The sequence below is a fragment of the Achromobacter sp. JD417 genome (genome assembly GCF_041879325.1).
Taxonomy (GTDB): Bacteria; Pseudomonadota; Gammaproteobacteria; order Burkholderiales; family Burkholderiaceae_B; genus Achromobacter; species Achromobacter mucicolens.
Map to the genome: position 1 here is coordinate 2,944,825 of NZ_CP087159.1, position 24,956 is coordinate 2,969,780.

18 protein-coding genes and 1 pseudogene are annotated in these 24,956 nt (G+C 65.0%); 7 read left to right on the forward strand and 12 right to left on the reverse strand.

Annotated features, from left to right (window positions below):
• Nucleotides 1-17: 17 nt before the first annotated feature.
• On the reverse strand, nucleotides 18-812 hold the full coding sequence (locus LN047_RS13560; RefSeq protein WP_373982015.1) for an enoyl-CoA hydratase: 795 nt from the start codon (nucleotides 810-812) through the stop codon (nucleotides 18-20).
• Nucleotides 813-866: 54 nt separating this feature from the next.
• On the reverse strand, nucleotides 867-2,069 hold the full coding sequence (locus LN047_RS13565) for a multidrug effflux MFS transporter (protein WP_373982016.1): 1,203 nt from the start codon (nucleotides 2,067-2,069) through the stop codon (nucleotides 867-869).
• A gap of 87 nt (nucleotides 2,070-2,156) precedes the next feature.
• On the opposite strand from LN047_RS13565, the gene LN047_RS13570 reads away from it, so the two are divergent.
• Complete coding sequence (locus tag LN047_RS13570) at nucleotides 2,157-2,465, forward strand: SelT/SelW/SelH family protein (RefSeq protein WP_373982017.1); 309 nt, start codon at nucleotides 2,157-2,159, stop codon at nucleotides 2,463-2,465.
• A gap of 113 nt (nucleotides 2,466-2,578) precedes the next feature.
• On the opposite strand, the gene LN047_RS13575 is transcribed toward LN047_RS13570, so the two are convergent.
• From LN047_RS13575 to LN047_RS13585, 3 genes and pseudogenes are all read right to left on the reverse strand, one after another.
• Complete coding sequence (locus LN047_RS13575; RefSeq protein ID WP_056317816.1) at nucleotides 2,579-4,105, reverse strand: tripartite tricarboxylate transporter permease; 1,527 nt, start codon at nucleotides 4,103-4,105, stop codon at nucleotides 2,579-2,581.
• A gap of 3 nt (nucleotides 4,106-4,108) precedes the next feature.
• Nucleotides 4,109-4,579: a tripartite tricarboxylate transporter TctB family protein gene (locus LN047_RS13580; RefSeq protein WP_346539591.1), complete on the reverse strand. Its 471-nt coding sequence runs from the start codon at nucleotides 4,577-4,579 to the stop codon at nucleotides 4,109-4,111.
• A gap of 361 nt (nucleotides 4,580-4,940) precedes the next feature.
• Nucleotides 4,941-5,222, reverse strand: a pseudogene (locus LN047_RS13585) (TetR/AcrR family transcriptional regulator); the annotation flags it as partial.
• 262 nt (nucleotides 5,223-5,484) lie between these two features.
• Between LN047_RS13585 and LN047_RS13590 the strand changes: the two are divergent.
• The gene (locus LN047_RS13590) at nucleotides 5,485-5,637 is read left to right on the forward strand and encodes a hypothetical protein (RefSeq protein ID WP_174245449.1); all 153 of its coding nucleotides are present in this window, start codon (nucleotides 5,485-5,487) and stop codon (nucleotides 5,635-5,637) included.
• Between the two features lie 54 nt (nucleotides 5,638-5,691).
• On the opposite strand, the gene LN047_RS13595 is transcribed toward LN047_RS13590, so the two are convergent.
• The 3 genes from LN047_RS13595 to LN047_RS13605 form a co-directional block, all read right to left on the reverse strand.
• Nucleotides 5,692-7,446: a diguanylate cyclase gene (locus LN047_RS13595; protein WP_373982018.1), complete on the reverse strand. Its 1,755-nt coding sequence runs from the start codon at nucleotides 7,444-7,446 to the stop codon at nucleotides 5,692-5,694.
• 236 nt (nucleotides 7,447-7,682) lie between these two features.
• Nucleotides 7,683-9,233 carry a diguanylate cyclase gene (locus LN047_RS13600; RefSeq protein ID WP_373982019.1) on the reverse strand — a complete coding sequence of 517 codons (1,551 nt, stop codon included), beginning with the start codon at nucleotides 9,231-9,233 and terminating at the stop codon, nucleotides 7,683-7,685.
• A 114-nt stretch (nucleotides 9,234-9,347) separates the two neighbouring features.
• Nucleotides 9,348-10,466, reverse strand: a complete 1,119-nt coding sequence (locus tag LN047_RS13605; protein ID WP_373982020.1) for a site-specific integrase — start codon at nucleotides 10,464-10,466, stop codon at nucleotides 9,348-9,350.
• Nucleotides 10,467-10,671: 205 nt separating this feature from the next.
• On the opposite strand from LN047_RS13605, the gene poxB reads away from it, so the two are divergent.
• Both poxB and LN047_RS13615 read left to right on the forward strand, forming a co-directional pair.
• Nucleotides 10,672-12,399: a ubiquinone-dependent pyruvate dehydrogenase gene (poxB, locus tag LN047_RS13610; RefSeq protein WP_373982021.1), complete on the forward strand. Its 1,728-nt coding sequence runs from the start codon at nucleotides 10,672-10,674 to the stop codon at nucleotides 12,397-12,399.
• 140 nt (nucleotides 12,400-12,539) lie between these two features.
• Nucleotides 12,540-13,583 (forward strand): DNA-binding protein, encoded by a 1,044-nt coding sequence (locus tag LN047_RS13615; RefSeq protein ID WP_373982022.1) that lies wholly within the window; start codon nucleotides 12,540-12,542, stop codon nucleotides 13,581-13,583.
• A 29-nt stretch (nucleotides 13,584-13,612) separates the two neighbouring features.
• On the opposite strand, the gene LN047_RS13620 is transcribed toward LN047_RS13615, so the two are convergent.
• From LN047_RS13620 to LN047_RS13635, 4 genes are all read right to left on the reverse strand, one after another.
• The gene (locus tag LN047_RS13620; protein ID WP_056317838.1) at nucleotides 13,613-14,281 is read right to left on the reverse strand and encodes a response regulator transcription factor; all 669 of its coding nucleotides are present in this window, start codon (nucleotides 14,279-14,281) and stop codon (nucleotides 13,613-13,615) included.
• Between the two features lie 323 nt (nucleotides 14,282-14,604).
• Nucleotides 14,605-17,880 carry a response regulator gene (locus LN047_RS13625; protein ID WP_373982023.1) on the reverse strand — a complete coding sequence of 1,092 codons (3,276 nt, stop codon included), beginning with the start codon at nucleotides 17,878-17,880 and terminating at the stop codon, nucleotides 14,605-14,607.
• 8 nt (nucleotides 17,881-17,888) lie between these two features.
• Nucleotides 17,889-19,106, reverse strand: a complete 1,218-nt coding sequence (locus LN047_RS13630) for an EAL domain-containing protein (protein ID WP_373982024.1) — start codon at nucleotides 19,104-19,106, stop codon at nucleotides 17,889-17,891.
• Entirely contained in the window at nucleotides 19,103-21,943 is a 2,841-nt protein-coding gene (locus LN047_RS13635) for an ATP-binding protein (RefSeq protein ID WP_373982025.1), read from the reverse strand. The genes LN047_RS13630 and LN047_RS13635 overlap by 4 nt, the downstream gene beginning before the upstream one ends.
• A 137-nt stretch (nucleotides 21,944-22,080) precedes the next feature.
• Here LN047_RS13635 and LN047_RS13640 point away from each other — a divergent pair, with 137 nt between their 5' ends.
• From LN047_RS13640 to ydiK, 3 genes are all read left to right on the forward strand, one after another.
• Entirely contained in the window at nucleotides 22,081-22,848 is a 768-nt protein-coding gene (locus tag LN047_RS13640; protein WP_056317846.1) for a hypothetical protein, read from the forward strand.
• Between the two features lie 113 nt (nucleotides 22,849-22,961).
• Nucleotides 22,962-23,318, forward strand: a complete 357-nt coding sequence (locus tag LN047_RS13645; protein ID WP_152384452.1) for a hypothetical protein — start codon at nucleotides 22,962-22,964, stop codon at nucleotides 23,316-23,318.
• 183 nt (nucleotides 23,319-23,501) lie between these two features.
• Nucleotides 23,502-24,578 carry an AI-2E family transporter YdiK gene (gene ydiK, locus LN047_RS13650; RefSeq protein ID WP_142056224.1) on the forward strand — a complete coding sequence of 359 codons (1,077 nt, stop codon included), beginning with the start codon at nucleotides 23,502-23,504 and terminating at the stop codon, nucleotides 24,576-24,578.
• Nucleotides 24,579-24,956: the final 378 nt, after the last annotated feature.

A 24,956-nucleotide genomic window follows, 5' to 3' on the forward strand; every position in this document is an offset into this window, starting at 1 on the left:
CAGCCGCCGGTGCGTCGTCACGACGTCCAGCGCGGCGGGCGTTTCTGCAGGAAGGCGTCGATGCCTTCGCACGCGTCCGCCTCCATCATGTTGCGGGCCATCACGTCGCCCGCGTAATCATAGGCATCGGCCAGGGCCATCTGCCGCTGCTTGTAGAACATCCGCTTGCCATAACGCACGGCCGCCGGGCTCTTGACCAGGATGTCGTCCACCAGCGTGCGCACCCGCGCATCCAGCTCGCTCTCGGGCGCCGCCGCGTTGATCAGCCCCCAATCCACGGCCTGGGCAGCATCGATGAAGCGCGCGGTCATCAGCATCTCGAAGGCGCGCTTGGCAGACACGTTGCGGGTCAGGGCCACGGCGGGCGTGGCGCAGAACAGGCCGACGTTGATGCCGGACACGGCGAACTTCGCGGTGTCCGCGGCGACTGCCAGATCGCAGCTGGCGACCAGTTGGCATCCCGCCGCGGTGGCAATGCCGTGCACCTTGGCGATCACGGGCACCGGCAGCGCCTGCAAGCCTTGCATGACGCTGCCGCATCGGCGAAAGAGCGCCCGGTAGTAATCAAGGTCCGGCTGGCTGCGCATCTCGCGCAAGTCATGGCCCGCGCAGAACGCGCGGCCGGCCGACTCCAGCACCACGCAGCGGACGTCGGCATCGCATGCCAGTGTGGCGATTTCCTGTTGCAACGCGGCCAGCATCGCCTCGGACAAGGCGTTGAACTGGGAAGGACGGTTCAGGCGCAGCGTGACGACGCCGCCTTCGGCGCTGCGCAGCAGCACCGGTTCGTCCGCGGGTTTTTCGATGGACATGTCGCCTCCAGGTGGTTGTTCCCGGATACTAGCGCACGTCCCGCGCCCACCGGCTCAGGAACCGGCGGCAAGGCGCCGGCCCAACGCCGGCGAGAGCAGCAGCAGCGGCGCCACGATGACCGCGCCGACCAGCGCCATGGCCGCTTGAGGCGCCATGCCGCTGTCCAGCAGCAGGGTGGCGATCACTGCCGACCCGCTCATCTGGAAGAGGCCGTACACGGCGGCGGCAGTGCCCGCCCGGTCGGCAAAAGGTTCGAGCGCCAGGCTCAGCCCCGATCCCAGCGCCAGCGAGAATCCGACGGTAAACACCGTGACCGGCAGCATGAAGACCCAGGCCGACAGGGGCATCCACAGCCACGCGCCGACCTGCAGGACCGACGCCAGCAGGAGGGCGGCCATACCGACGCGCACCATGGTGTAGCGGCCATGGCGCGCGATGAACGCGGGCGCCAGGAAAAACGCCGCGATGTTGATGGTTGCATTCGCCCCAAACCATGCCGAAAAGCCCAGCTCGCTGTACCCAAGCTGCTCGACCAGCACGACGGGCGCGGCCGACACGAACACCAGGATCATGGCCATGCCCGCCATGCCGAAACACGCAAAGTAGAGGAACCGTCCGCTGGTGACGATGGATGCATAACGGGGCAGGCTGTACAGCGCGCCTGGCCGGTGCGTCAGCTTGGCGCGGGTTTCCTCGAAGCGCACGGCCAGCAGCGCCGCCAATGCCAGCGCGAACACCGTCATGAAGACGAACGTGCTGCGCCAGCCTGCATGCAGGGCCAGCACGCCGCCCACCATCGGGGCCAGCGCGGGCACGGAACATAGCGCGCCGTTCAGGTAGCTGTAGACGCGCGCGCCGACGGCCGGGGTAAAGCAATCCCGCACGGCGGCAAACGCGACCAGCGATGCGGAACACGCGCCCAGTCCCTGGATGACGCGCGCCGCGTAAAACACCTCGAGGGACGTTGCCGACGCGCCCAGCGCCGAGCCCGCCAGATATGCCGCAGCGCCGCACAGGGCAACGGGCCGGCGGCCATAGCGGTCGGCCAGCGGGCCGATCAGCACCTGGCCCACGCCCACCGCAAAAATGAACAGGGTGATGCTCGATTGCAAGGCGCCGATGGGCTCGCCAAACGCCAATGCCATGGCGGGCAGGGAAGGCAGGTAGATGTCGATGGCCATCGGCGTGAGCGTGACCAGTCCCATCAAAAGACCGATCAGCCAGCGCTGGCCTCGGGGCGTCAAGGCAGACTTCATACGAGGCTCTGGGCCCATTGCAGACCCGGGAAAACCCGACATTATCCATGATCGCCTCCGCCCGCGCAGGCGTAGAATGCCGTTCCCATGAACCCGTCTGCCTTGCGCCCTCGCATCGTCATCCTGTATTGCACGCAGTGCCAATGGCTGCTGCGCGCGGGCTGGATGGCGCAAGAATTGCTTTCCACGTTTTCGACGGATCTTGGCGAAGTGGCGCTGCAGCCCGGCACCGGCGGAATTTTCCAGATCACCTACGACGGCGATCTGATCTGGGACCGCAAGCGCGACGGCGGCTTCCCCGACGCCAAGGTGCTCAAGCAGCGCGTGCGCGACCGCCTGGATCCGGGCCGCCCGCTTGGCCACATCGACGGCCACGCCGCCACGCCGGAAAGTTGACCCGCATCGCTGACCCGCATCGCTGATCCGCATCGCTGACGCGGCAGCCAGGCAAAAAAAGGCCGGTCCTTAAGACCGGCCAAAGCAGCACTACCCCGATTCTTGATTTGCGTTTACGCGGCAGACTCCGCGTGCCTGAGCGCTTCGCGCGCCTTGCGCTGGCGCAGCGCCGACACCGCCAGCAGGGCGATCAGCCCCACGCAGGCCAGGATGAAGCCCAGGCTGATGGGCCGCGTCACGAAGATCGACAACTCACCGCGCGACAGCAGCAGGGCGCGGCGGAAGTTCTCTTCCACCATGGGCCCGAGGACGAACCCCAGCAGCAGCGGCGCCGGTTCGAACCGCAGCCGGATCAACGCGTAGCCCGCGGCGCCGAACAAGGTCACCATCCCCACGTCGAAGAGGTTGTTGTTCGTGCTGTACACCCCCACGCAGACGAAGAACAGTGCGGCAGGGAACAGATAGCGGAAGGGAACCGTCAACAGACGCACCCACATGCCGATGAGCGGCAGGTTCAGGAGCAGCAGCAGCACGTTGCCAACCCAGAAGCTGGCGATCAGCCCCCAGAACATGTCGGCATGCTCGACCATCATCTGCGGACCCGGCTGGATGCCGTGAATGATCAGCGCGCCCAGCATCAGCGCCATGACGGGATCGCCAGGGATGCCCAGGCTCATCGTCGGGATGAAGCTGGTCTGCGTCGATGCGCTGGTTGCGGCTTCCGGACCGGCGATGCCTTCGATGGCCCCGCGGCCAAAGCGGCGCGGTTCACGGGCAACCTTCTTTTCCGTGGCGTACGAGATGAACGACGCGATGGTCGGCCCCGTGCCCGGCAGGATGCCGAACGCCGCACCGATCGCCGTGCCGCGCACCAGTGCGCCGCGCGACTGCTTGATGTCGCCGGCTTCCGGACGCATGGACTTCATGCTCACCTTCGTCGAGGTGACCTTGCTGTCGCCGCCGATGCGATTGATGTTCTTCAGGAAATCCGCCACGCCGAACAGCCCCATGGCCAGCGCCACGATCTGCAGCCCGTCGGACAGTTCCAGGATGCCGAAGTGAAAGCGCATCGTGCCGGTGTTCACGTCGGTGCCCACCACGCCCAGCAGCAGGCCGACGACCACCATCGCCACGCCCTTGATCGCCGAACCCTTGGCCAGCGTTGCGCCGGCCAGCAGGCCCAGCATCATCATCGAGAAGTACTCGGCGGGACCGAACTTGAACGCGACGTCGACCAGCAGCGGCGAGAACAGGATCATTGCCAGGATGCCGACGGACGCGCCGCAGAACGACGAGAACATCAGCATGAAAAGGGCCGAGCCCGCCTTGCCATTGCGCGCGAGCGGATTGCCGTCCAGACACGCCACCGCGTGCGACGCCGTGCCGGGCAGGTTCAACATGATCGACGTGATGCCGCCGCCGTACTGCGAGCCGTAGTAGATGCCGGACAGCATCACCAGCGCCGCCGTGGGCGTCATCGTGTAGGTCAGGGGCAGCAGGATCGAAATGGCGGCCAGCACGCCCATGCCCGGCAGCACGCCGATCAGGTTGCCCATGAACACGCCAAAGATGGCCCACATCAGGTTGTCCAGCGCGAAAGCGACAGAGAACCCGTGCATCAGGTTATTGAAGATTTCCATGGATCAACCCCAGCGGAACAACGGAAACTGCAGTTGCAGCGCCCAGGAGAACACGGCCACGCCAAGCACCGTGACGCCGGCAGCCAGGATGGCTGCGGAGCGCCAGGTATGCTGACGGTCGCCCATGGCAGAGATGAAGACCAGCACGAATGTCGCCGGCACCAGGCCGCCGAACTTGCCTATGAGGATGAAGGAAAGCAGGCCTCCGATGATGCAGCCCCAGCCGCGCCACTCGGGCGGCGCCACTTCTTCGGCATCTTCCTCGGCGGCCACGGGCGAAGCCGCCATCTTGGCGATGGCCAAGCCAAGAAGCACCAGCAGCACGCCCAGAATGGCCGGGAACATGCCCGGGCCCATGCGGTCCAGGGTTCCCAATGTGTAGGTTGACGCCTGCGCGATGGCGCCCAGGCCCAGCACGATCATCGTGCCCGCAGCCCACGCCTCGCGCCGCACGGCGCTGCGTTTTGTTTGCATGGTCTTTTCCTCCCGTTGTTGTGCTTTTGCCTGACTGAGGTCTGAACAAAAGCTGACACTGCAATGAATGCGGGAGTCTAAAAATCCAAACTTCCGTTCACCTTTCAAGGCGTGCGAAAGTTGCGCGCGAGTGTCGCGATAGCCGCGAAATCGGGGGAAATCCCTAGGCTATTTTGAAGGGGAATGCGCGCGTCAAGCGCCTGCGCGGCTCGTAGGCCGCCCAGGCGTTGCAGGCCCGCACGAGAGCCGTGCAGGACGTTTACATGCCCAGGTCGGACAGGCTCGGATGATCATCCGGGCGGCGTCCCAGCGGCCAGTGAAAGTTGCGGTCGGCTTCCTTGATGGGAAGGTCGTTGATGCTGAAGGCGCAGCCGCGAAATCCTTCCGAGGCGAACCACTCGCGCAACGCATCGAAGATCGACAGCACGCGATCGCGGGGCGAAGGCGCGCGCGTCGTTGCTTCGATGAACCTGTGCATCCAGCGCTCGTCGCGGGCCGACAGCGCCGCGGCCACCAGGACTTCCTTGGTGTCGTAGTGCTTGTAGATGCGCTTGCGTGCCACACCGGAGGTCTTGACGATGAGATCCATGCCGGTGGCGTTGATGCCCCCGGCATAGATCAGGGACTCGGTGGCGCGCAACAATTTTTCCTGCACGTCGGCGCGGGGCTCGGTATGGGATTCGGTACGAGATTCAGTCGCGCCCCGCAATTTAGCTTGCTATTTCTGCCAAAATTCTGCTAAAATCTTTTATCTATCGGCAAAATTATAAGAACAAGCCAGTTGTTTCGAATCCCGGCGACGCCTGCTCCTGAATGCTCCCCCGCACCCGCGGCATTCATGGCCCGCCTGAATCTGTGCGCAATGCTCGGCGGGGGAAGCCATGCGCCTGTCCAGGAGCATGCTTATGTCTCATCAATTGACTGCCAAGAAGGGAAGCTTCGAGATCCCCCCGTTGAATTGGAAGGCCCCCGAGGCCAACAAGCAGTCCGACCGGCACGACACGCCGTCCCACGCCGACACGCCCAAAAAGGCCGACGTCTCGCGCGTGAAGAACTAAGCCTGTAAGCCCGGACGCCGGAAGGCCGGCCCCCGGAGGGCCGGACCCCCGCCTTCACCCCAGGGTGCGTTGCTGGACTTGATCGCGCCCATTCAATTTCGCCAGATAAAGCAGTTCGTCAGCGGCCCGAAAAAGGCCGCTGACGCTTTCTGCATGACTCCACGAAATACACGCCACGCCGAAACTGGCCGTCAGCCCGAACGGGACGCCGGTTGCCGACGTGACTGAGCAGGTCCGGATGCGGTCTCGCATCCGCTGCGCCATCTCCATCGCCTGCTGTGCGCTGCGCGTGCGGCAGAGCACCGCGAATTCCTCTCCGCCCACCCGCGCAACGACATCCGACTGACGCCACGTCGTGTGGCACAGCTGCGCCACGGCCTTGAGCGCCAGGTCGCCGCTGGCATGCCCGTGCGTGTCATTGATGGTCTTGAAGTGGTCGATATCGAACAGGATGAAAGCCAGCATCGGCTGGCTCTCGTCCCAATGCGCGCGCGCCCCCTCAAAGCGCTTCTCAAAGGCTCGCCGATTCAGCAGCCCGGTCAGATAGTCCGTTTCGGCGGAGTGCGCCAGATCCGCAATCAACCGGTCGCGCTCAGCTTCAAGCTGCTTCTGCGCGGCGGACTTCTCCTTGAGCACGCGCAGCGCATTGAACATGTCTTGCACTTCGCCATGATGATTGCCGTGCGCAATGTTGGCTGGCGCCGAGCCGCTGGCAATGGATCCGATGATGCGCGTGGCCTGCGCAAAGGGCTGGATCACGCGCTTGCGAAATTGCACCAGCGCCACGGCAAGGGCGGCCACCAGCAGCGCGGTGGCCGCCAGGGTCACGGCAAGCAGCCGCGCAGCGGCCATGCGATGCGCCTCGATATGACGTCCCATCTCGTCCAGCAGCACGTCGCGAAATTCCGTGATGGCGCCCATCAGCGGCACATAGGCTGCCGCCAGCGCGGCGGTCGACACGGCGGGCTCGTCGGACTGGTGCGATGCCTGCCCGCGCACGCGCGCCAGATAGGCCAGGCCGTCGCCGAAGTAGCGCTGCTGCATCCGGGCATAGACCTCGGAGGCCCGCACATCGGGCTGCGTCGCCATGCGGGCTTCAATGAGCGCGCGCAACTCGTCGATCCGGCCCAGGACGCGTTCAATGCGGAACTGTTCCTCGGCCGTCAGCTTCCGGTGGCGGCTCAGCGCGGGCGTATAGGTGGATCCCAGCAGTCCTGCCTGTTCGCGCAGCTCGCTGGCCAGCAGTGCCAGCGTCAGCAAACTGGGCGCATTGGCTTCACTGCGCATGACCCATCCCGCGTTGGCGGCCAGGCTGGCCTGCCACTGCGGAATGACGCGAACCATGCCGCTGACCGCATCCCACAACATTTGTCCCGACAACTGATCGCGCGGCGTGGCGATGAGCTGGTCGATGTCCTGCCGCGCGCTGGCCAGCGCCTGGCGAATCTCGTGAATCTCGCCGCGCTTTGCGGCGCCGTCGGCGCCGGCATGCAGCGCCAGCAGCGCGTCAATCAGGGCGTCCGTGCGCGCGCGGGCCGCTGACAGGGAATCCATGACGTGCTGCGGCACGGGCAGGGCGGACCCCAGCGCTGCGTTCATGGGGCCGCGCTCCGCCGAGGCATGCTCCATGACGCGGATCGTCGCGCGCACCGACGAGAATGCCTGCCGCGCGTCCGCAGCCGCCCCATACGATCGCCAATTCTGATAGAGCAGGATGCCGGCAAGCACCGACACCAGCAACAGCACGCCGACGGCCAGCGCGATGAAATGACATTCCAGGGATTTTGGCGCGACGGCGGGGCGCAACATCTCGGCGTGCAGGTCCAGGCAAAGTGGAAGCTGCGCAGGATACTGTAATTGCCCCTATGCGGACCCGGGTTTTGGCAGAAGATGGCTTATTTCAGTTTATGCAGGCAAGATTATTTCGTTCGAACGCAGTTAATTGCGTTTATCTGCGAAAACTTGCGCCATCGACTTTCGGGGCGCCGTGCCGCGTGCAGACAGGGCACGCGTGCCGGCGACCTGCGGCCTCGCATACCCAGGCATCAAGCCTCGTGCATCACCACCCGGTTGCGGCCCTGCTGTTTGGCCACATACAACGCGGCATCGGCGGCACGGAACGCTTCGTCCACATCCGGCCCGCTCGATGGCCATTGCGCCACGCCGGCCGACACGGTGACGCGATTGTCGCCGTGCAAGGGGCGCTCGGCGATATGCGTGCGCAGCCGTTCGGCGATATGGACAGCTTCCCGCGCGGCCACGCCCGGCAACAGGATCAGGAACTCCTCGCCGCCGTTACGGCACAGCACGTCGGACGGGCGCGAGCACTCGCGCATGATCTGCGCCATGTCGCGAATCACCTCGTCGCCCACGTTGTGGCCATAGGTATCGTTGATCCGCTTGAAATGGTCGATATCCAGCGCCACCACCGAGAAAGGCGTGCCCCCGGCCTGCATCTGGTCCACCGCATCCTGGGTGCCGCGGCGGTTGCGCAGGCCGGTCAACGGATCGGTGATGCTGGCCAGGTTCAGCTTGCCAATCTTGTCCTGCAGACTGGTGAAACTGGCGATCACGGCGCGCTTGAGGCGCTCTGCCTCGAAGTACCACGCCTTGACGGAATGCACTCGCTGCATCGCCTCGCTGACGTCCTGATGCTCCACGTTCGTCGCCAGTTGCGACAGCGGTAGCGAAATCATGCGGGCGCACCACCAGATGGCCAGCAGGAACGCCACCGCCAGCGGCGCGGCATAGCCCAACAGCGCCCAGATAAGGTCGTGGATCGGCTCCAATGTGACCTGCGCGGGACGCTGCGCCACCACGCCCCAGCCGCTGATGGGTACCGGCGCATACCCGGCCAGCATGTCCACGCCCTTGGTATTGATGACGCGCATTGCGCCGGCGTTGCCTTTGACCACCGATGCCACCACCGGATTGGACAGCACCGTCTCGCCCACGCGAGAGGCATCGGTGTGATAGATGAGCTGGCCATCGCCATCGACCACGTACAGATACGATCCATCGTGGTAGTGGTGATTGCCCAGCAGTTCATGCAAGGCGCTTTCATTGCGCAGGTAAATCGTGCCCCCCACGTACCCCAGGTACTGGCCGTCGTTCGAGAAGATGGGATGCGACACATTGACGAGCAGATTGCCCGCAACCGACACATAGGGTTTGCTGATCATGGGCTGGCGGGCCCGCAGGGCGGCGCGGCTGCCCGGACTGTCGATCTGCACGCCCAGAAAGCTCCGGAATGTCTGCGTGGTCGCGAGGACTGTGCCGTCCACCCCCACGACACCTACCGAGTTGAAGCTATCGGTCTGTTGTTGCACGCGCATCACTTCGGCGGCAAGGCGATCCGGCGATCCCATCAGCTCGGGCATGTGCCGGGCGCTGTATCCCAATTGCTGCTGTGCGGACCGCAGGAAGCTTGCCGCGCTTTCCGCCAGCTTCGTGGCGTAGACGCGGTTCGATTCGAGGGTGTTCTCGATCAACTGCTCACGCTGCACCAGATAGCTTGCATACAGGGCATTGGCCGTGGCCGCGATGGCGCTGAAGACGGTAAGCGCAAGCACAAGCCCGCGAAGATTGATTTGCATGGGGGTCGGGGACGGGCAGGGGACAAGCCGGCGCCTTGGGCGGTTGCATCCGATCCGATGGGCATCGATCGGCGTAAAGGCCGGGGCGCGGTGATTGTACGGTCACTCCCACCATTACGGCAGGCCGGGGGGATCCTGTAGGCCTGGCCCCTGCGGGTCGTCCAGCAGGCGAGCGGCCGGAGATTGCGCCGCGGCGCCGGCCCGGAAATATCCCATCACCGTCGCTACGCTGGCGTGGCCGGTCATCGCCATCGTGTCGCCCAGCGGCACGTTGCGCCGCCCGGCCTCCGTTACAAACCCGGACCGCAGGCTGTGTGCCGAATAGGCGCCGTCCAGTCCGGCCAGCCGGCTGCGTTCCAGAACGATGTCGCGCACCGCCGCGGCGGCCAGCGGCTCGCCAACCACATCGCCGCGCCGCACGCGCCGGAAGATCGGCCCTTGGCGGATGCCGCTTGCGGCCAGCCAGTCCGCCAGCGCCTGCGCGGCCTTGCCCAATATCGGCTTCTGGTCCTGCGCCCGAAGGGCGCCCGTCTGGTTCGTCTTGGAATGCGCCATCGTATACAGATAGCCATCGCCCGCGCGGCGCGTGTTCTCCACGGTGGCCTGCACCACTTCAGACCGGCGCCGGCCGCCGCTTGCCCAGGCAAAAAGGAGCAGGGCGCGGTCGCGTTTGCCGCGCAACGAATCGTCGCAGGTGTCCAGCATGGCTTGAAGCGGCTCGCGCGTCAGGGCTTCCTTGCGCGCGGGCGCGACGCCGCGGCGAGCATACGCGCGGCGCGTCTTGGACACCAGCTCGCGCACGGCGGCGGCGCGGCAGGGGTTCGGGTGGCCCAGCAATTCATGCGCCTTGGACAACACCGACAGGCGTTGCAGCAGCGTGTTCAGGCTGGGCGCGCCCAACCGTCCCTTTGCCTTCAGGCGCACCAGTTCCTGGTCCAGCTCCAGCGGCAGTTCCCATTCAAGACCGTCCCCGGAAGACCGCTGCGCGTGGTCCACCACAAATTGAATGACTGCGGCCTCTGACACAGGCAAGGCGAACGACCGGCCATAACGCAGCCCGAACCAGGCCGACCAGTAACGGATCGCCGTGCGATAGCTGGCAGCCGTGTTGGGGGAACTGCCTTCGCGCAACAGGTCGCGCACCGCGGCGTCCGCGTGGCGGTCAAGGTTATCCGGATCCAACCGCGCCAGGGCGCGTGTCAGCGCCGGCGCCGCGCCTGGCAAGTCATTCATGTTTCCGCGCGCACGGCAGATGCCGTCTCCTGGGTGAGGGATCAGTTGAACAATCCCGTCATGTTAGCCGGTGGAGGCGCCTGCGGCCGCCATCGGCCAAGCGTGGCGCGCGGTGCTACGATTTCCCGCACGCAAGTCAACTTCCGGCGCTGAGGGCAGTCAGTAGCGGTAGCGTTCCCGGCGGCGGTTCTTCAAGGAGCCTTCCATGGCCGCAACCGTCGCAGATTTTCTTGTCAAAGTGCTTGCCGACGTCGGGGTACGTCGCATTTGGGGCGTGACTGGCGACAGTCTCAATGGACTGAACGATAGCCTTCGGCGGCTTGGCGGAATCGAATGGATGCACACCCGGCACGAAGAGACCGCCGCATTCGCCGCTGGCGCGGAAGCAGCCGTCACCGGATCGCTGGCCGTATGCGCAGGCAGTTGCGGTCCGGGCAATCTGCATCTGATCAACGGATTGTTTGACTGCCAACGCAGCCGCCTTCCTGTCCTGGCCATTGCAGCCCACATTCCGTCCTCTGAAATCGGGTTGGGGTATTTCCAGGAGACGCATCCCCAGGAACTCTTCAAGGAATGCGCCGACTTCGTCGAGCTGGTATCGAACCCTGCGCAATTGCCAGGGGTGCTGGCACGCGCCATCAACACGGCGGTCGGCAGGCAGGGCGTGGCGGTCCTTGTAATACCGGGCGATGTAGCGCTTGCTGCGGCGCCCGCGGATGCGCCCGCGTTCTGGCCCGCGCCGCCCGCGCGTGCGCACTTGCGTCCAGACGCGGCGGCCGTGCAGCAACTGGCCGGTCTGCTCAACGGGGCGCGAAAGGTGTCGATTCTGGCGGGCAGCGGCTGCGCCGGCAGCCGCGACGCCGTGATCGCGCTGGCACAGCGCCTCAAAGCGCCCATCATTCACGCATTGCGCGGCAAGGAGCACGTCGAGTGGGACAACCCGTTCGATGTCGGCATGACCGGATTCATCGGCTTTTCGTCCGGTTACCAAGCCATGGAAAACGCCGAGCTTCTGCTGATGCTGGGCACGGACTTTCCGTACCGGCCTTTCTATCCCAAGCACGCAAAGATCATCCAGATCGATCGCGACCCCGCTGCCCTCGGCCGGCGCGCACCGCTGTCGTTGGGCATTGCCGCCGACGTCGGCGAAACCATTGCCGCGCTGCTCGATCAGCTTGACGAGCGTCAGGACCAGACATTCCTTGACGCTGCCCTCGATCATTACCGGCATGCACGCAAAGACCTCGATAGCCTCGCCGTGCCCGCGCCGGCTGGCAGGCCGCTCCATCCGCAATACCTGGCGCACCGCGTCAACGCGCTCGCAAACGAGGACGCAATCTTCGCGGTGGATGTCGGCACGCCCACCGTGTGGGCTGCGCGATATCTCTCCATGAACGGCAAGCGCCGGTTGCTGGGCTCGTTCAACCACGGCTCGATGGCCAACGCCATGCTGCAGGCCATCGGCGCCCAGGCGGCCGCGCCAGGCAGGCAGGTCATCTCGCTATCGGGCGACGGCGGATTCACCATGATGATGGGAGATTTCCTGTCCCTGTCCCAGTTGCAGCTGCCTGTGAAGATCGTCGTCTTCAACAACGGCGCGCTCGGCTTTGTTTCCATGGAAATGAAAGCGGAGGGCTTCCTGGATACCGGCACAGACCTCAAGAACCCCAATTTCGCGGCGATGGCAGAAGCCGTCGGCGTCCGGGGTATCCGGGTCGAATCGTCAGAAATGCTGGACGCCGCGCTGACGGAAGCGCTGGCGCACCCCGGTCCCGCGCTGGTCGACGTCGTGGTTTCGGCGCAAGAGCTGATCGTGCCACCCAAGATCAAGCTCGAGCAAGCCAAGGGATTTGGCCTGTACATGCTCAAAGCGATCATGAACGGCCGCGGTGATGAAGTCGTTGAACTTGCCCGGACGAATCTGGGACGTTGAGGGAAGGGCGGGGCGGAAAAACGCGCGTTATGTATTAAATAATACGTATGCTGTAAGATATATAACGTGTATGCAAGTTAAATCACGATAAGGTTCCATTATCGTGACTAATCCACCCCACCTCGGCGACGCAAATCATCATGGCCACTGGCATTACCGAATCGGACGTCTGGAGCGCTGCGGATGCGCTGTTGCTGGAGGGCGCCCGGCCCACCATCGAGCGAGTTCGCCAGAAAATCGGCCGGGGCTCGCCCAATACCGTCAGTCCGCACCTGGAATCCTGGTTCCGCGCGCTGGGCGCACGCATCCAGGATCCGCGTGCGTTTGCTGCACCCACCGCAGTACCGGACCCCATCGCCCAGGCCGCCACGCATTTCTGGGAAGCCGCGCTGGCGGCAGCCAGGGCTGAACAGGCTCGGGCGTATGAGGAACGATGGGAGGAATTGGCCAGGGAAGGGGAGCGGTTTGCCGCGCAGGCCGAACAGCTTGAACTACGCGAGGCGCAGCTGATCGAGCGCGAAAAGCACCTGCAGGAAGCGCTGGAGGTCGCCAGGACGCAATTGGCCACCACCGAAAACCGTCTGCAAGCCGCCGAAGCGCAATTGCGCCAACGGGACGCGGCGCTGGCCGCAACGCAAACCCGTCTGGAGGACGCCCGCGCCGCCAACAAGGCCTTGCTGGTCGACGCCGAGCAAGACCGCGACCGGCACGCGCAGGCGATTGCCGCGCTGGATGCGCGCCACGCTGCCCACGAGCGCCGCTGGCTGAACGAGCTGGATTCGGAGCGGGGCGCGGTTAAGCGCTTGCAGACTCGTCTGGACGCATCCCTGGTTGCCGCCCAACAGCAGGCAGACCAGCTACGCGACTCGCTTGCCGCCGTCCACGAGCAACAACGTGCGGCCGAGCAGCGAGCTGCCTCCCTTCAGGCGCAGGCGCTGGCCGACCAGCGCGAACGGCATGCCGAGACCGTGGCGGCGGCTCAAGCGCTTCAAGCCAGCCAGGCGCGGGAATCGGATCTGGCGCAACGCCTGGCGGGCGCATCCGCGCAGGTGGATAGTCTGATGGCGCAGTTGAAATCGCGGGATGTCCAGTTCGACGAACTGACAACGCGTTTGCTGGCGATGCAAGCGTCGTCACACCCCACGCAGCCGGCGCACACACCGGAGTCGGCTCAGCCCAAGTAATTCATGGCGCACCGCTTGGGGCGACCACATCAAGAGAACCCTTGTTCGTCCGCGTACCTGAGCAGTTCGGCGTTGGTCTCGATGTTCAGCTTGCGCATGGCCGATTGCTTTTGCGTGCCGATGGTGGCTACCGACCGGTGAAGGCGCTTTGCGATCTCTGTCACGGACAGGCCTTGCGCAAACATTCGGACCACTTCAAGTTCTTTGGGCGACAGCCCTTTTGTTCTGCCGGCGCGTCCCATCGTCACGTCATTCTGGCTGAGCCGCTGGCCGATGCTGTTGGACAGGATGGGGCCGCTTTCAGTCAGCGCGCGGATGCATATCGACACCAGCTCGTCGATGGGCTCTTCCTTGCTGACGATGCCCGTTACGCCCACCTGGCGAAGCTGGTTCAGGATGCCGCTGTTGGACAGCATCGTGAAGACGACGATGGGAATTTCCGGAAACAGGCGTTGCAGACGTTCGATGAGCCGCAAGCCGTCTTCATCACCAGACCGGGCGGCCATTGAAAAGTCGGTGACGATGAGATGGCAGGGATGGTCCTGCACCGCAGTGACCAGTTCGAGTCCCGAGCGCGCGGTGGCGACGACCGTGAAACCGGGCACCTCGTTCAGGGAATCCGCAAGCGCAAGAGAAATGATGGGATGATCGTCGGCGACGATGATTCGCACATCCTGGTCAGACGAAAGCTTCATCATGGACCCGCCATCGCGTTGATGTTCGAATGCACCTGGTGATTCCTCGTGTCCGGCTTGCGATGCCGCAGGGGGAAGCCGTTCCTTGGCTGGCCCCACCAGGCTAAGGGCGCCAGGACTTTCGATACTTCCGTCGGTGACCATTTTATGTTCAAACTCCACTGAAAAGGCGAGCAGAAGCGGTTGGGCTGCAGGCTGAATGGGCGTGAGGCAGTCGGGCGGGGAAAGAGATAAAGCCGCTGAATCTACCTTCGGATCGTCAACCGATACATCGATAAGCTTCGAAAGCAAGCCGGCCCAAGGCCAATAAGCGGACGGAATGAAGGCTAGATTTCCGCCAAGGTGTTGCGCAGCAGTTGCACCACCGCGTGACCCTCGGCCTGTGCCACGGCATCCAGACCCGTGCCGCGCAGCAAGTCTTCCAGCGCCTCCAGCCGTTGCGTGATCGCCGTCATCTGCATGACGCTCAGCGCGCCTCGCATGCGGTGCAAGGTGCGGCCAAGCAGACGCTGGTCGTTGATTTCCAGGGCCCGCACCATCTGCGTGACGTCCGCCTCCATCGTGCTGATGAACAACGCGCGGTACTTTTCCGGCACGGCAGGCTCGGGTTCGGGTTCCGGTTGGCGCGTGGCGCGCGGCTGCGCTGCGGCTTCGGCCGCGTCGGCCGGCTGCGCGCCGCTTCCCTGCAGATGCCGCCGCAGCGTGGAAAGGCTGATGGGCTTGACGAGCCACGACGTCATGCCGGCCGCGAGGCACCGTTCCTCTTCTTCGCGCATGGCATTGGCGGTCACGCCGATGACGGGAACGGTGGCGCCCTGGGCCCGCAACGCCTGGACGAGCTCATAGCCATTCATGCGCGGCATGTTCACGTCGGTCAGCACGACGTCGTAGCGGGCAAGCCCCCACAGCATCAGCGCCTCGGCGCCGTCGGACGCCAGCGTGACCTCGCAGCCCAGTTGCTCCAGCTGATGTTGCAGGGTGGCCTGGTTGATCGGGTTGTCTTCGGCGACGAGAATGGACAATCCCAGCGGGGTATACGCGCCGCTGTCGGCGTCCCCGGGCAAGGCGACTTCACCGCGAACCGCCGCCAACATGCCGGCGGCGATGTGCTCGACGCTGGCGATCACCTTGACGGTCCGCGCGGTGGGCGGCTTGCCGCTTGCGCTGGCCAGCACATGGTGGCCGGGCCAGTCCGCCAGGTTGGCGCCTCCGGTGTAAAGCACGTCGACCAGGATGTCGTCCGGCGTGCCGGCGGGCAAGGGAGCGCTCACGGGGGCCGCGGCGGCGCCCCAGCGCTTGAGCCATTGGCAGACGTTGTCGGACAGTTCGTGGTGCGGGCTGCGAACGTATGCGTTCATGCCACTCAGGTCGGGCGGGCTGGCAGCCTGGCCGGCGGCCACTGACAAAGGCAAATCCAGCGAAAAGCTGCTGCCCAGGCCAAGTTCGCTGGTGACGCGGATGCTGGTGCCCATCAGACCGGCCAGCCGCGCGCATATCGACAGGCCAATGCCGGCGCCGCGCACCGTGTGCGAACCGCTGTCGATCTGATAGAAGGGAACGAACAGCTGCGCCTGGCCCTCCTTGGGGATTCCGATGCCCGTGTCGACCACTTGCAGCCGCAGATGCGTCTTGCCGTCCAGCACTTGACCCACCGTCAGGCGGACGATCACGTGCCCGGAGTCGCTGAACTTGATGGCGTTGCTGAGCAGGTTGCTGAGGATCTGGCGGATGCGCACGGGGTCGCCGGTCATCCAGTCAGGCACGTCAACGTCCACGCTGCAAAACAGCAGCAGCCCCTTCTGTTCGGCCATCGCCGCGTAGGCGTTGGTGCATTCCTCGACCAGTTCGCGCGGATTGAAGTCCGAATACTCCAGCGCTAGCTGCCCGGCTTCGATCTTGGTGATGTCCAGGACATCGCTGATAAGCTGCAAGAGGATCGCGGACGAGCTTTGCATGCGTTCCAGGTGCTGCCGCTGTTCCTCGTCCAGCGCGGTAAGGCTCATGAGCTGCAGCGTACCCAGCACGCCATACAGCGGCGTCCGGATCTCGTGGCTCATGGTGGCCAGGAAAGTTGATTTGGCTTCGTTGGCCTTGTCCGCCTCGCGCTTGGCGTCCGTCAGGGCCTGCTCGATGACGGCCCGGGCGCTGATGTCGGAAAAGGCGCACAGCACGACGTCCTGGTTGTTGTAGCGCGTGGGTGCGTAGGCGACGTACAACGGACGTCCGTCCGTGGCCTCGAAACTGGCGATGGTGCCCGGTCCCGTTGCTCCCAGGACTTGCCGCAGAAAGAGGTTGGTCTTGGGTGAATTGTCCAGTTCGCGGCCGGGCTCGGCGCCCAGCCATTGAAGCGCGAGACTATTGCCGAACACCACCTGTCCCATCGGCCGCGCCAGCACGCACAGCGCCACGGGTGCGGTTTCAATCAATGTACGGCTGAATTCTTCCTTTTCGACGATGTCGCGCTGCGCATTGGACGCCGGCGCAATGACATGACGGCTGTACCAGCGCGAGGACACGATGCCGGCGCCAAGACTGAGCAGGAGCAGCAGGCCCGCGATGGCCGGCAGCCACAGGTTGTCCTGGAAAAACGCGCCATAGCTGATGCGGTACGTGCCCGTCCACACGCCGGAAGGATCCGTGACGCGCAGCACGATGCCGTCTGCTGTGTATTCGAGGCCATCCCGGGACGCTGCCGGGCCCGGCGCCTCGCCCAGCAACAGGCCTTCATCGCGGTGGGTCAGCCAGAATCCGCCATGCAGCGGCTTGCGCAGCGTCTTTTCAAAGATGTTGATCCGCTGGTGGTTGAATTGCGTGGTGGCGTACACAGCCGACGTCCTGCCTTGTGCCGTGGACCAGACCGACTGCGGCATGTCGGCATAAATGATGCCCAGCATGCTGCCGGACAGCGCTTCCGAGCGGAACCAATGCACGCGGCCGGTTCCTGGCAGTTCGCGGTGGCTGGGAAGGTCCTGGTCGATAAGGCGTTGGCGCACTGTCTGCAGGCGGCGCAGTTCGGTCCTGACGGCGTCCGTCACCGCCAGGAATGCGGTGGCGCTCAGGCGGTCATAGCCCGACACGGCGTCCACGGCAGGCACGCTCATGCTGATGCTGTCCGCCTGGTTGACCAGAAATACCGTGGAAGCCGGGTAGTAGGAAGCAGCCCAGAAGCTGGAGTAGAAGTCGGCCAGGAATTCGCCCAGGTTGGCGAGCCGGCGGCCCGCCGTGGGACAGTCCGTAGCCTGCTCGCACGCCAGCGAAAACGCCATTTCCGCATAGGTGTGCTGGCCTTCGAAGATCTGCATGCCGAAGCGTTCCGGTACCTCGGTCGCGTGCAGATTGATGGTCGTCGACAGGCTTTCTTCGGGAAGGGATGCGTTATGCGCGCGCAGCCTGCCCAGGAATTGCTCTTGCGCCTGGATGTACCCGACCAGTATGGAGAAATCGAGCTTCAGGCGGTCACGCTCCTGGTCGACGATGCGATTCAAACCCCAATAGAGTGCGCCGATCAGGATCAGCGCAAAGGGAAGGATGCCGAAGAGCGCGAAGTTCAACCAGCGCGAGGTGCGAGTGATTCGGGCAAACGGAGTGTCCGGCTTACGCATGGTCGGCCTTACCGCGCGGGCGGAGTCATGGCGCGCCGCTCTCGGGCGAGAAGCTGGCTGAAGCCGTCAGTGTCCACCGCGGCCGAAATGAGGAATCCTTGGGCGCAGTGGCAACCGATCTGGCGCAGGAACTCGAGGTCGCAGGACGTTTCGACGCCCTCGGCCGTGACCTGAAGCCCCAATTGCCGGCCCAACTGCACGGACGACCTGAGGGCCGCCGCCTGGCTTTCGTCGCTGGCGGCGCCGCTGACAAAGGCGCGATCGATCTTCAGTTCAGTGAACGGGGTCGAAATCAGGCTGTACATGGAGCTGTAACCTCGGCCAAAGTCGTCTTGTGCCAACCCGAAACCTTTCAGGCGTAACCGGCTGGCGCCCATATAGTATTGGCCTTGTGCCTTCGTTGTCTCGTCCTCGAGCAATTCGAATGTGACTTCCGACGGCGCCACCCCGTGGGTCAACACCATGTCTTCTAGTTCGTCGGGCAGGTCTGGGTCGTCCAGGAACTGCGTGGGCAGGTTGACCGAGACCGGGACGCGAAAGCCTTGCTGCCCCCACTGCAAGTGCCCGCGCAGCGCGTCTTGCAGGATTTGCCGCAGCAGCGCCTTGTCCAGCCCCAGGCGGCGGATGGCGGGAAGAAAGGCGCCGGGCGACAGGCATCCCAGTTGGGGGTGCAGCCATCGCGCCAGCGCCTCGGCCCCCACGAAGCGCCCGTTGGCCAGTGACTGCTTGGGCTGAAACCACGCCTGCAACTGTCCGTGGTGCAGCGCGTGTTCCAGGGCAGTGCGGTCCGAGGCGGGCCCGGTCCCGGGGCGGCCCGGCATTGACTGCGGACGGTCCCGGCACAGTTGGCTGGCCAATTGGCTGGCGTCTTGCACGGTGAATGGCTTGCAAAAGGTGCCCAGCACGTCCAGGCCCTTTTCACGTGCCATCAAGGCGACGCTTTCGATGATGCGCCGCAGGCAGGCCGATACGATTGCCAGCGCGGGCGAGCGGCGCTGCCTGGCGAGCCGGTCTATGAATTGCACGCCATCCATGCCGGCCATGTTCAGATCGATCAGGACCAGGTGATATGCCTGCAGCTCGGTCTTGGCCAGGGCGGTCTCGGCAGACGATGCCACGTCCGCCTGCCCGAATCCGGCCGCTGCCAGCTGATCTGCCAAGTGGACGCATTGCAGCGGATGGTCGTCCACGATCAGGACCCTGTACTCGGACAGCGTTTTGGTCATGCGGCTTCCTTCAGGGTCATCAACGCCTTGCACAGCGCCGAAATGGGCAGCGGCTTGAGCAGCACGGTCGTCATGCCGGCTTCAGCGCTGCGCCGCAGGTCTTCGGTGAATGCGCTGGCGGTGATGCCCACGATCGGCCGGGTGTAGCCCTGGCTGCGCAGTGTGCGGGTGAGCGCGTAGCCGTCCAGTTCGGGCATCTGCAGGTCCGTCAGGATGGCGTCGAAATCAGGAAGTTCGGGCAGCGCCAATGCGTCGTTGCCGTCTGCCGCCAGGACGACGGTGCAGCCCAGATGCTCCAGCTGTTCTCGAAGGATCTGCCGGCTGACCGGGTTGTCCTCGACGACCAGCAGGTGCATGTCGAGCGAATCGCAGGATGCCGGGGGGGCAGGAGGCGCCTTCGTGGCGGCGCTGTCCTGTGCAAGGCGGACCGCGCCGACGATGCTGGCCAGACTATGACTGTCGGCGGTCCAGCTGTTGGTCGTCGGCTGCGGCTTGATGCCCGGCGGATGCGCAATGACCCGGGCTCCGCGCCAGGCTGCTGGAATGAAGTCCCGGGACCATGTTTCGACCAGCACGCTGCCTTCGCGCCGGCCATGCAGCGCGTCCTTGAACGGCATGGCCAGGGCGCCGCAATGCCGCAGCCACTGGCACAGATTGGTGACCACCTCGTTGTTGGCGCCCCGCACGTATACGGGCCGGGGATCCAGCCGGACGCCCATTTCCGGTTGCGCGCCGCTGACGCGTGGCAGGGTCAGGACGAGCGACATGCTGGTGCCCAGGCCTGGCTCGCTGACGGCGCTGAGCGTGCCGTTCATCATCTCGGACAGCCGCCGGCATATGGCAAGCCCAAGGCCGGTGCCGGGCACGTTCTGGTTGGGCCCGCCTTCGGCGCGGAAGTAGGGTTCAAAGAGCCGCGCGTGGTGCTTTGCAGAGATGCCCATGCCGGTATCGGCCACCTGGAACTTCAGGGTCGCACAATGCGCGTCCTGGCTGAGCGTCTGAAGGCGCAACACCACCTGCCCCGAACTGGTGTACTTGATGGCGTTGTTGACCAGGTTGTTCAGAATCTGGCGTACGCGCATCGCGTCGCCCAGGACCCGCGGCGGGGATGTCACGTCGGCCAGGGCATACAGGTGCAGACCCTTGGCTTCGGCGCGCGCCCCGTAGGTGCCGATGACGCTGTCCAGCATCTGAACGGGCGAGAATTCCGCGGTTTCGAGCGTCAGGTAGCCGGCCTCGATGCGCGACAGGTCGAGCGTGTCGTTGATGGAGCTCAGTAGGCTTGCCGAGGACTGCTGCATGGTTTCCAGGTATTGCTGCTGCTGTCTGTCCATGGTGGTCAGGCCCAGCAGTTCGAGGGTGCCGAGAATGCCGAACAGGGGTGTTCGGATCTCGTGGCTCATGGTCGTCAGGAACACCGTCTTGGCGTGATTGGCGGCGTCCGCGTGCAGCTTGGCCTGGGTGATGGACTGTTCGACCCGCTTGAATGCGGTGACATCGTTGATGCCGCAGAGGATGACGTCCTCGGCGTGATAAGTGATTGGCGCGAACGTCAGGTAGAGGCATCGTCCGTCATTCAGGACGTATTCGCGGTCGGCGCTGAAGTCGTTTTCTGAGAGCAGCCGGGACAGCAGCTCGGCATCGCCCAGCAGCCAGTCCTTGGCAAGTTCGTTCGCCAGCAGCGGCCTGCCATCGGCGCGGCGCAACAGGCACAGTCCCACGGGCGCGACTTCGACCAGCTTGCGGTTCAGGGACACGCTATCGGCAAGGGCTTCGTACTGCCGCAAGGCCGGGACGACGAGTTTCTTGCGGATGTGCCGGATGCCGAAAATGACGGCCGCAAAGAGCAGGCAGGTGCCGCCGAGTATTGCCTGGATGGCGAACGCCATGTCGCCCAGGATGCGGCTGATGGGCGTGTAGTACACAAGCCGCCAGTCCGCTTCACCCACGGATTTGCTGAGGACGACGAAGCGGGGCAACAGACCCGGCCCCCACCAGCCGAATGCGTCTTCCCGGCCGCCGTAACGGCTAAGGCCGGCCAGCACCTGCGGGTCGGCGGGGCTGTGCAGGACAGGCGTGTCGTGCTGGTCGTGCAGGATGTAGTTGCCCCCGCGAAGCGAGGACAGGTCGATGGCCTCGTCGAGGTCGCCGAGTTCCAGGCCGATCCATCCGGCGCGTGGCGTGTTGGGGTCGATCGGGGTGTACAGGTAGAGCGGGTTGGCGTTGTGCGTGGATGGCTTCAACCAGGTGATGGCGGTGCGCCGGTCGTGCGCCGCGCCGGGATCGGCCGCCGCCAGCGCCCGAGCGATCCAGGTTTGTTCGTCGGCGCCCAGCTGGGGGATGCGGACAGGCCCGCGCGCCGGGGACCGGGCAGGGCGCGGCGCGACGTACGTGGTCTGGCCGCTGCGGCCGGAGGTGAACAGCAGACGGGTATGCGCGAAGGCGATGTCGTCAAGGACGCGGGGCGTGAGGATCAGCGCCCAGTCGTAGACGTTCGGGGCTTCGTGTAGCGGAAACACCTTGATCTGACCCGTGTTGCCGAAGTGCGATGGGGTGTCGGAGGCGGGCGCGGCATCGGTGTTGCGCACCAGGCTGGAAGCCAGCGACCGGAGCAGCGCCTCGCGCTGGTCGAAGAAGATCTGCGCGTTGTACGCGGCGGCGTTCATTTGCCGGCGGTACGTGGAAGCGGTGCTGGTAAAGGACCAGTACAGCAGAAACACGGCCGCCGCCGCGATGCAGGCCAGCAGCGCGGCGGCGAAGAGATGCAAGAGCAGCGTGGGAGCTCGGGGGACTGGCTGGACGTCTGGCGCGAGGGTCTTTGGATCCTTGATTGGCATGCGGCCATCGTAGGCATCGCGCTAGACGGCGGAAATAAGAATATTTTGAAAATGCGCCAGCCCTAGGGCGAAAGCGCCGCCTGAATCGTACTTTTTCGATTGGTTTATGCATTTGCCGTCCATAGACTCATCGACTTATGAACGCTATCAACCTGGCCGAATCCGCCACCCTCGTCAGCGAGCCGTTACGTATCCAACCTGTCCTGGACGCCAAAGGCGTCGTTCGCGAAATGGCGCTGGTCGGCGGCCAAAGCTGGCACGGCCCCGCGCTGCTTGCCAACGCCGCCTCGGCCGACGCACTGCGCCGCGCAGGCCGGGTTTTCCGGGCTGCAGGCTGCATGGCGCCACTGTCCATCGACCATCCGCTGAACGTCAACTCGGACATCCTGCTGCCCCGCCAGCTATGCGAAGACCTGCGCATTGGCGCCGTCGCGGGCGATCAACTGCGCGAAACCCCACAAGAATCGCATCCCAGCCTGCCGATCTACCCCTGCGGCAAAGTCACGTACAACGTTCCCCTTAGCGACCGCCTGGCGCACGGCGCCACGCTTTTTCACGGTTACCAGGAACTGCGCCCCGCGCTGCGGGTGCGTTTGCTGCCGTCGGCGCAAGCATCGTTCGGCACGCTTCGCGCCACGGGGCTGCGCGTCGGCATTCCCGAAGGCATCTGCACCCGCCGTCCCCTGCAAGAGCGCTTCTTCAGCCTGCTTGGGCAAGCGTCCCGCCAAGGCCTGAAGGTCCTGGCGCAGGACATCCGCAGGATCGAAGACTTCAACTGGCTGCGCGCGCAGCCCGACGTGCTGTTCCAGGGAGAGGCGCTATCCATCGCGCTCAGCCTGCAGTACGTGCAGGATTGGCTGACCAGCGCCGGTTCCAACTGGCGCGAATTCCAATTGGGGACATAGCCGCGCCCCATGGTTCTGCCCTAGAGCAGGGGGATTCAAACCCCCTCGGATCCGTTCTCAAGCCCCAGACGGATCCGGTCTCAAGCCCCCGGCGGATCCGATAAAATCCGCGCATGCTTCCCACTCAAGTCATTCTGGCGCTGCTGGTGCTGCAGCTTGCGCTACTCATTCCCCTGGTTGCCGTGGCCATCCAGTTCGCGCGCTGGATTCATTGGTGCTTTCTTGCCGCTCCCGATACACGGGGAGAGCGCCCCCGGTTTACCGGACCCGTGCTGGCGCTTATCTTCAGCACCCTGGCCGCCACCGACTTCATCGGCTTCGAGCCATTTCCCACGCTGTCGCAACTGAATCCCGTGCCCGAGGGCGCTCGCGCCTACTTCACGGTGGCGATGCTGGCCCTCGCGGTCTGGTGCTGGGCATACTCCGGCGCAATCCGCAGCCGGTTTCGCGCGATGCTAGGCGCCTCATAGCGTCTACCCACGTTTCCATTCAGATTCTGCGCGTTTTCGAATACATTCGATTCAGCGCGTTGGCTGGCACGGACGGGCGCCGCCGGTCCTCATCCACCGCAACCGGGGCGACAGCCTCGCCAGGAGGTTCGGGTGATACCACGCCAGTCTGTCGACATAGCCCGCATCCTGCTCGTCATCGTCATGCTGTTGGCCTTGATGATCGGCAGCCTGTACGTCCTTAGGCCCTTCCTGCCGGGCCTCATCTGGGCCACCACCATCGTGGTCGCCACCTGGCCGGTGCTGCTCTCGATCCAGCGGCATTGCGGCGGCCGGCGCTGGCTGGCAACGGTGGCGATGCTTCTCATCCTGCTGTTCGTGATCGTGCTGCCGTTGTACCAGGCGATCTCGACGCTGGCGCTGCACGGCGGCACCATCATGGCGGCGGTCAAGCGCCTGCCCGATTATGCGTTGCTGGCGCCTCCGTCGTGGGTACGCGGCATTCCGCTGGCGGGCCCCCGGATCGCTCAGGAGTGGCAGGCGCTTTCCGACGCCGGCGCCGGCGGCTTGCTGGCGCGTATCGAACCCTACCTGACCACCGCGGCGCACTGGTTGCTGGGCCACGCGGCGATCGTCGGCGTGTTCGTGATGCACATGCTGATCACGGTGATCATCGCCGGCATTCTGTACAGCAAGGGAGACGCCGCAGCGGACTTTGCGCTACGGTTTTCGAACCGGCTGGCCGGCCCGCGTGGCGTGGCGGCAATCAAGCTGGCCGCGTCCGCGATCCGCGCCGTGGCGCTGGGCATCGTGGTCACGGCGGTGGTGCAATCGGCGCTGGGCGGCATTGGCCTGTGGATTGCCGGGGTGCCGGCGGCTGGGATTCTGACTGCCCTCATGGTGATGCTGTGCCTGGCCCAACTGGGACCTTTCCTGCCCATGCTGGGCGGCGTCGCCTGGCTGTTCCAGAACGATATGAAGCTGGCTGCCGCCGTGCTGCTGGTCTGGGCCATCGTGGTGGGCACCTTGGACAACCTGCTGCGGCCGCTGCTCATCAAGCGCGGCGTGAATCTGTCGATGCTGCTTATCCTGTCCGGCGTGCTGGGGGGCATGTTCGCCTTCGGCATCGTCGGGTTGTTCATTGGCCCGGTCATCCTGGCGGTGACGTCGACGCTGTTGAAGGCCTGGATCGACGAGGTGCCGCCGCCCGTGCAGGCCGCCGAGCAGGCGGCAGACTTGGAGCCGGAGCCGCCCGAGGGACTTGGGCAGAAAAGGGCGTAACATCCGTCTCAAGGTGCGGGCCATGTGGCCCGCTTTTCGCAATACCCGGCAATACCGATGACCAAGCTTCTGATCGCGGCGCCCAAAGGCGCTTCTGACCCATTCCTTTACCGCTTCAATCCGCTGTGCCAGGAGGAGGGACGATGAGCAGCACCTTGCGTCCCACCAAGCCCGGCACGCTCAGCCTGTCGTCCCGTCCCGCCAAGCGCGCCACGGGAACCCGCAGTGTTCGTCCGCCCAGGTCCGGGCCGTCCGCCCCCGCGGCGGGAACACCCCGCCGCGAGCCGTCCGTCCCAAGCCCCAGCGAGGCCAAATCCGGCGTGAAACGCGCCACCGATCGGCCCGCCCGTCCGACGGCGCCGACGCGGCCAGCGCGTT

What these genes read in the sequence shown, in the direction of transcription:
- LN047_RS13560 (WP_373982015.1), bottom strand. Translation starts at nt 812, where the DNA reads ATGTCCATCGAAAAACCCGCGGACGAACCGGTGCTGCTGCGCAGCGCC.
- LN047_RS13565 (WP_373982016.1), bottom strand. Translation starts at nt 2,069, where the DNA reads ATGAAGTCTGCCTTGACGCCCCGAGGCCAGCGCTGGCTGATCGGTCTT.
- LN047_RS13570 (WP_373982017.1), top strand. Translation starts at nt 2,157, where the DNA reads ATGAACCCGTCTGCCTTGCGCCCTCGCATCGTCATCCTGTATTGCACG.
- LN047_RS13575 (WP_056317816.1), bottom strand. Translation starts at nt 4,105, where the DNA reads ATGGAAATCTTCAATAACCTGATGCACGGGTTCTCTGTCGCTTTCGCG.
- LN047_RS13580 (WP_346539591.1), bottom strand. Translation starts at nt 4,579, where the DNA reads ATGCAAACAAAACGCAGCGCCGTGCGGCGCGAGGCGTGGGCTGCGGGC.
- LN047_RS13590 (WP_174245449.1), top strand. Translation starts at nt 5,485, where the DNA reads ATGTCTCATCAATTGACTGCCAAGAAGGGAAGCTTCGAGATCCCCCCG.
- LN047_RS13595 (WP_373982018.1), bottom strand. Translation starts at nt 7,446, where the DNA reads ATGTTGCGCCCCGCCGTCGCGCCAAAATCCCTGGAATGTCATTTCATC.
- LN047_RS13600 (WP_373982019.1), bottom strand. Translation starts at nt 9,233, where the DNA reads ATGCAAATCAATCTTCGCGGGCTTGTGCTTGCGCTTACCGTCTTCAGC.
- LN047_RS13605 (WP_373982020.1), bottom strand. Translation starts at nt 10,466, where the DNA reads ATGAATGACTTGCCAGGCGCGGCGCCGGCGCTGACACGCGCCCTGGCG.
- poxB (WP_373982021.1), top strand. Translation starts at nt 10,672, where the DNA reads ATGGCCGCAACCGTCGCAGATTTTCTTGTCAAAGTGCTTGCCGACGTC.
- LN047_RS13615 (WP_373982022.1), top strand. Translation starts at nt 12,540, where the DNA reads ATGGCCACTGGCATTACCGAATCGGACGTCTGGAGCGCTGCGGATGCG.
- LN047_RS13620 (WP_056317838.1), bottom strand. Translation starts at nt 14,281, where the DNA reads ATGATGAAGCTTTCGTCTGACCAGGATGTGCGAATCATCGTCGCCGAC.
- LN047_RS13625 (WP_373982023.1), bottom strand. Translation starts at nt 17,880, where the DNA reads ATGCGTAAGCCGGACACTCCGTTTGCCCGAATCACTCGCACCTCGCGC.
- LN047_RS13630 (WP_373982024.1), bottom strand. Translation starts at nt 19,106, where the DNA reads ATGACCAAAACGCTGTCCGAGTACAGGGTCCTGATCGTGGACGACCAT.
- LN047_RS13635 (WP_373982025.1), bottom strand. Translation starts at nt 21,943, where the DNA reads ATGCCAATCAAGGATCCAAAGACCCTCGCGCCAGACGTCCAGCCAGTC.
- LN047_RS13640 (WP_056317846.1), top strand. Translation starts at nt 22,081, where the DNA reads ATGAACGCTATCAACCTGGCCGAATCCGCCACCCTCGTCAGCGAGCCG.
- LN047_RS13645 (WP_152384452.1), top strand. Translation starts at nt 22,962, where the DNA reads ATGCTTCCCACTCAAGTCATTCTGGCGCTGCTGGTGCTGCAGCTTGCG.
- ydiK (WP_142056224.1), top strand. Translation starts at nt 23,502, where the DNA reads ATGCTGTTGGCCTTGATGATCGGCAGCCTGTACGTCCTTAGGCCCTTC.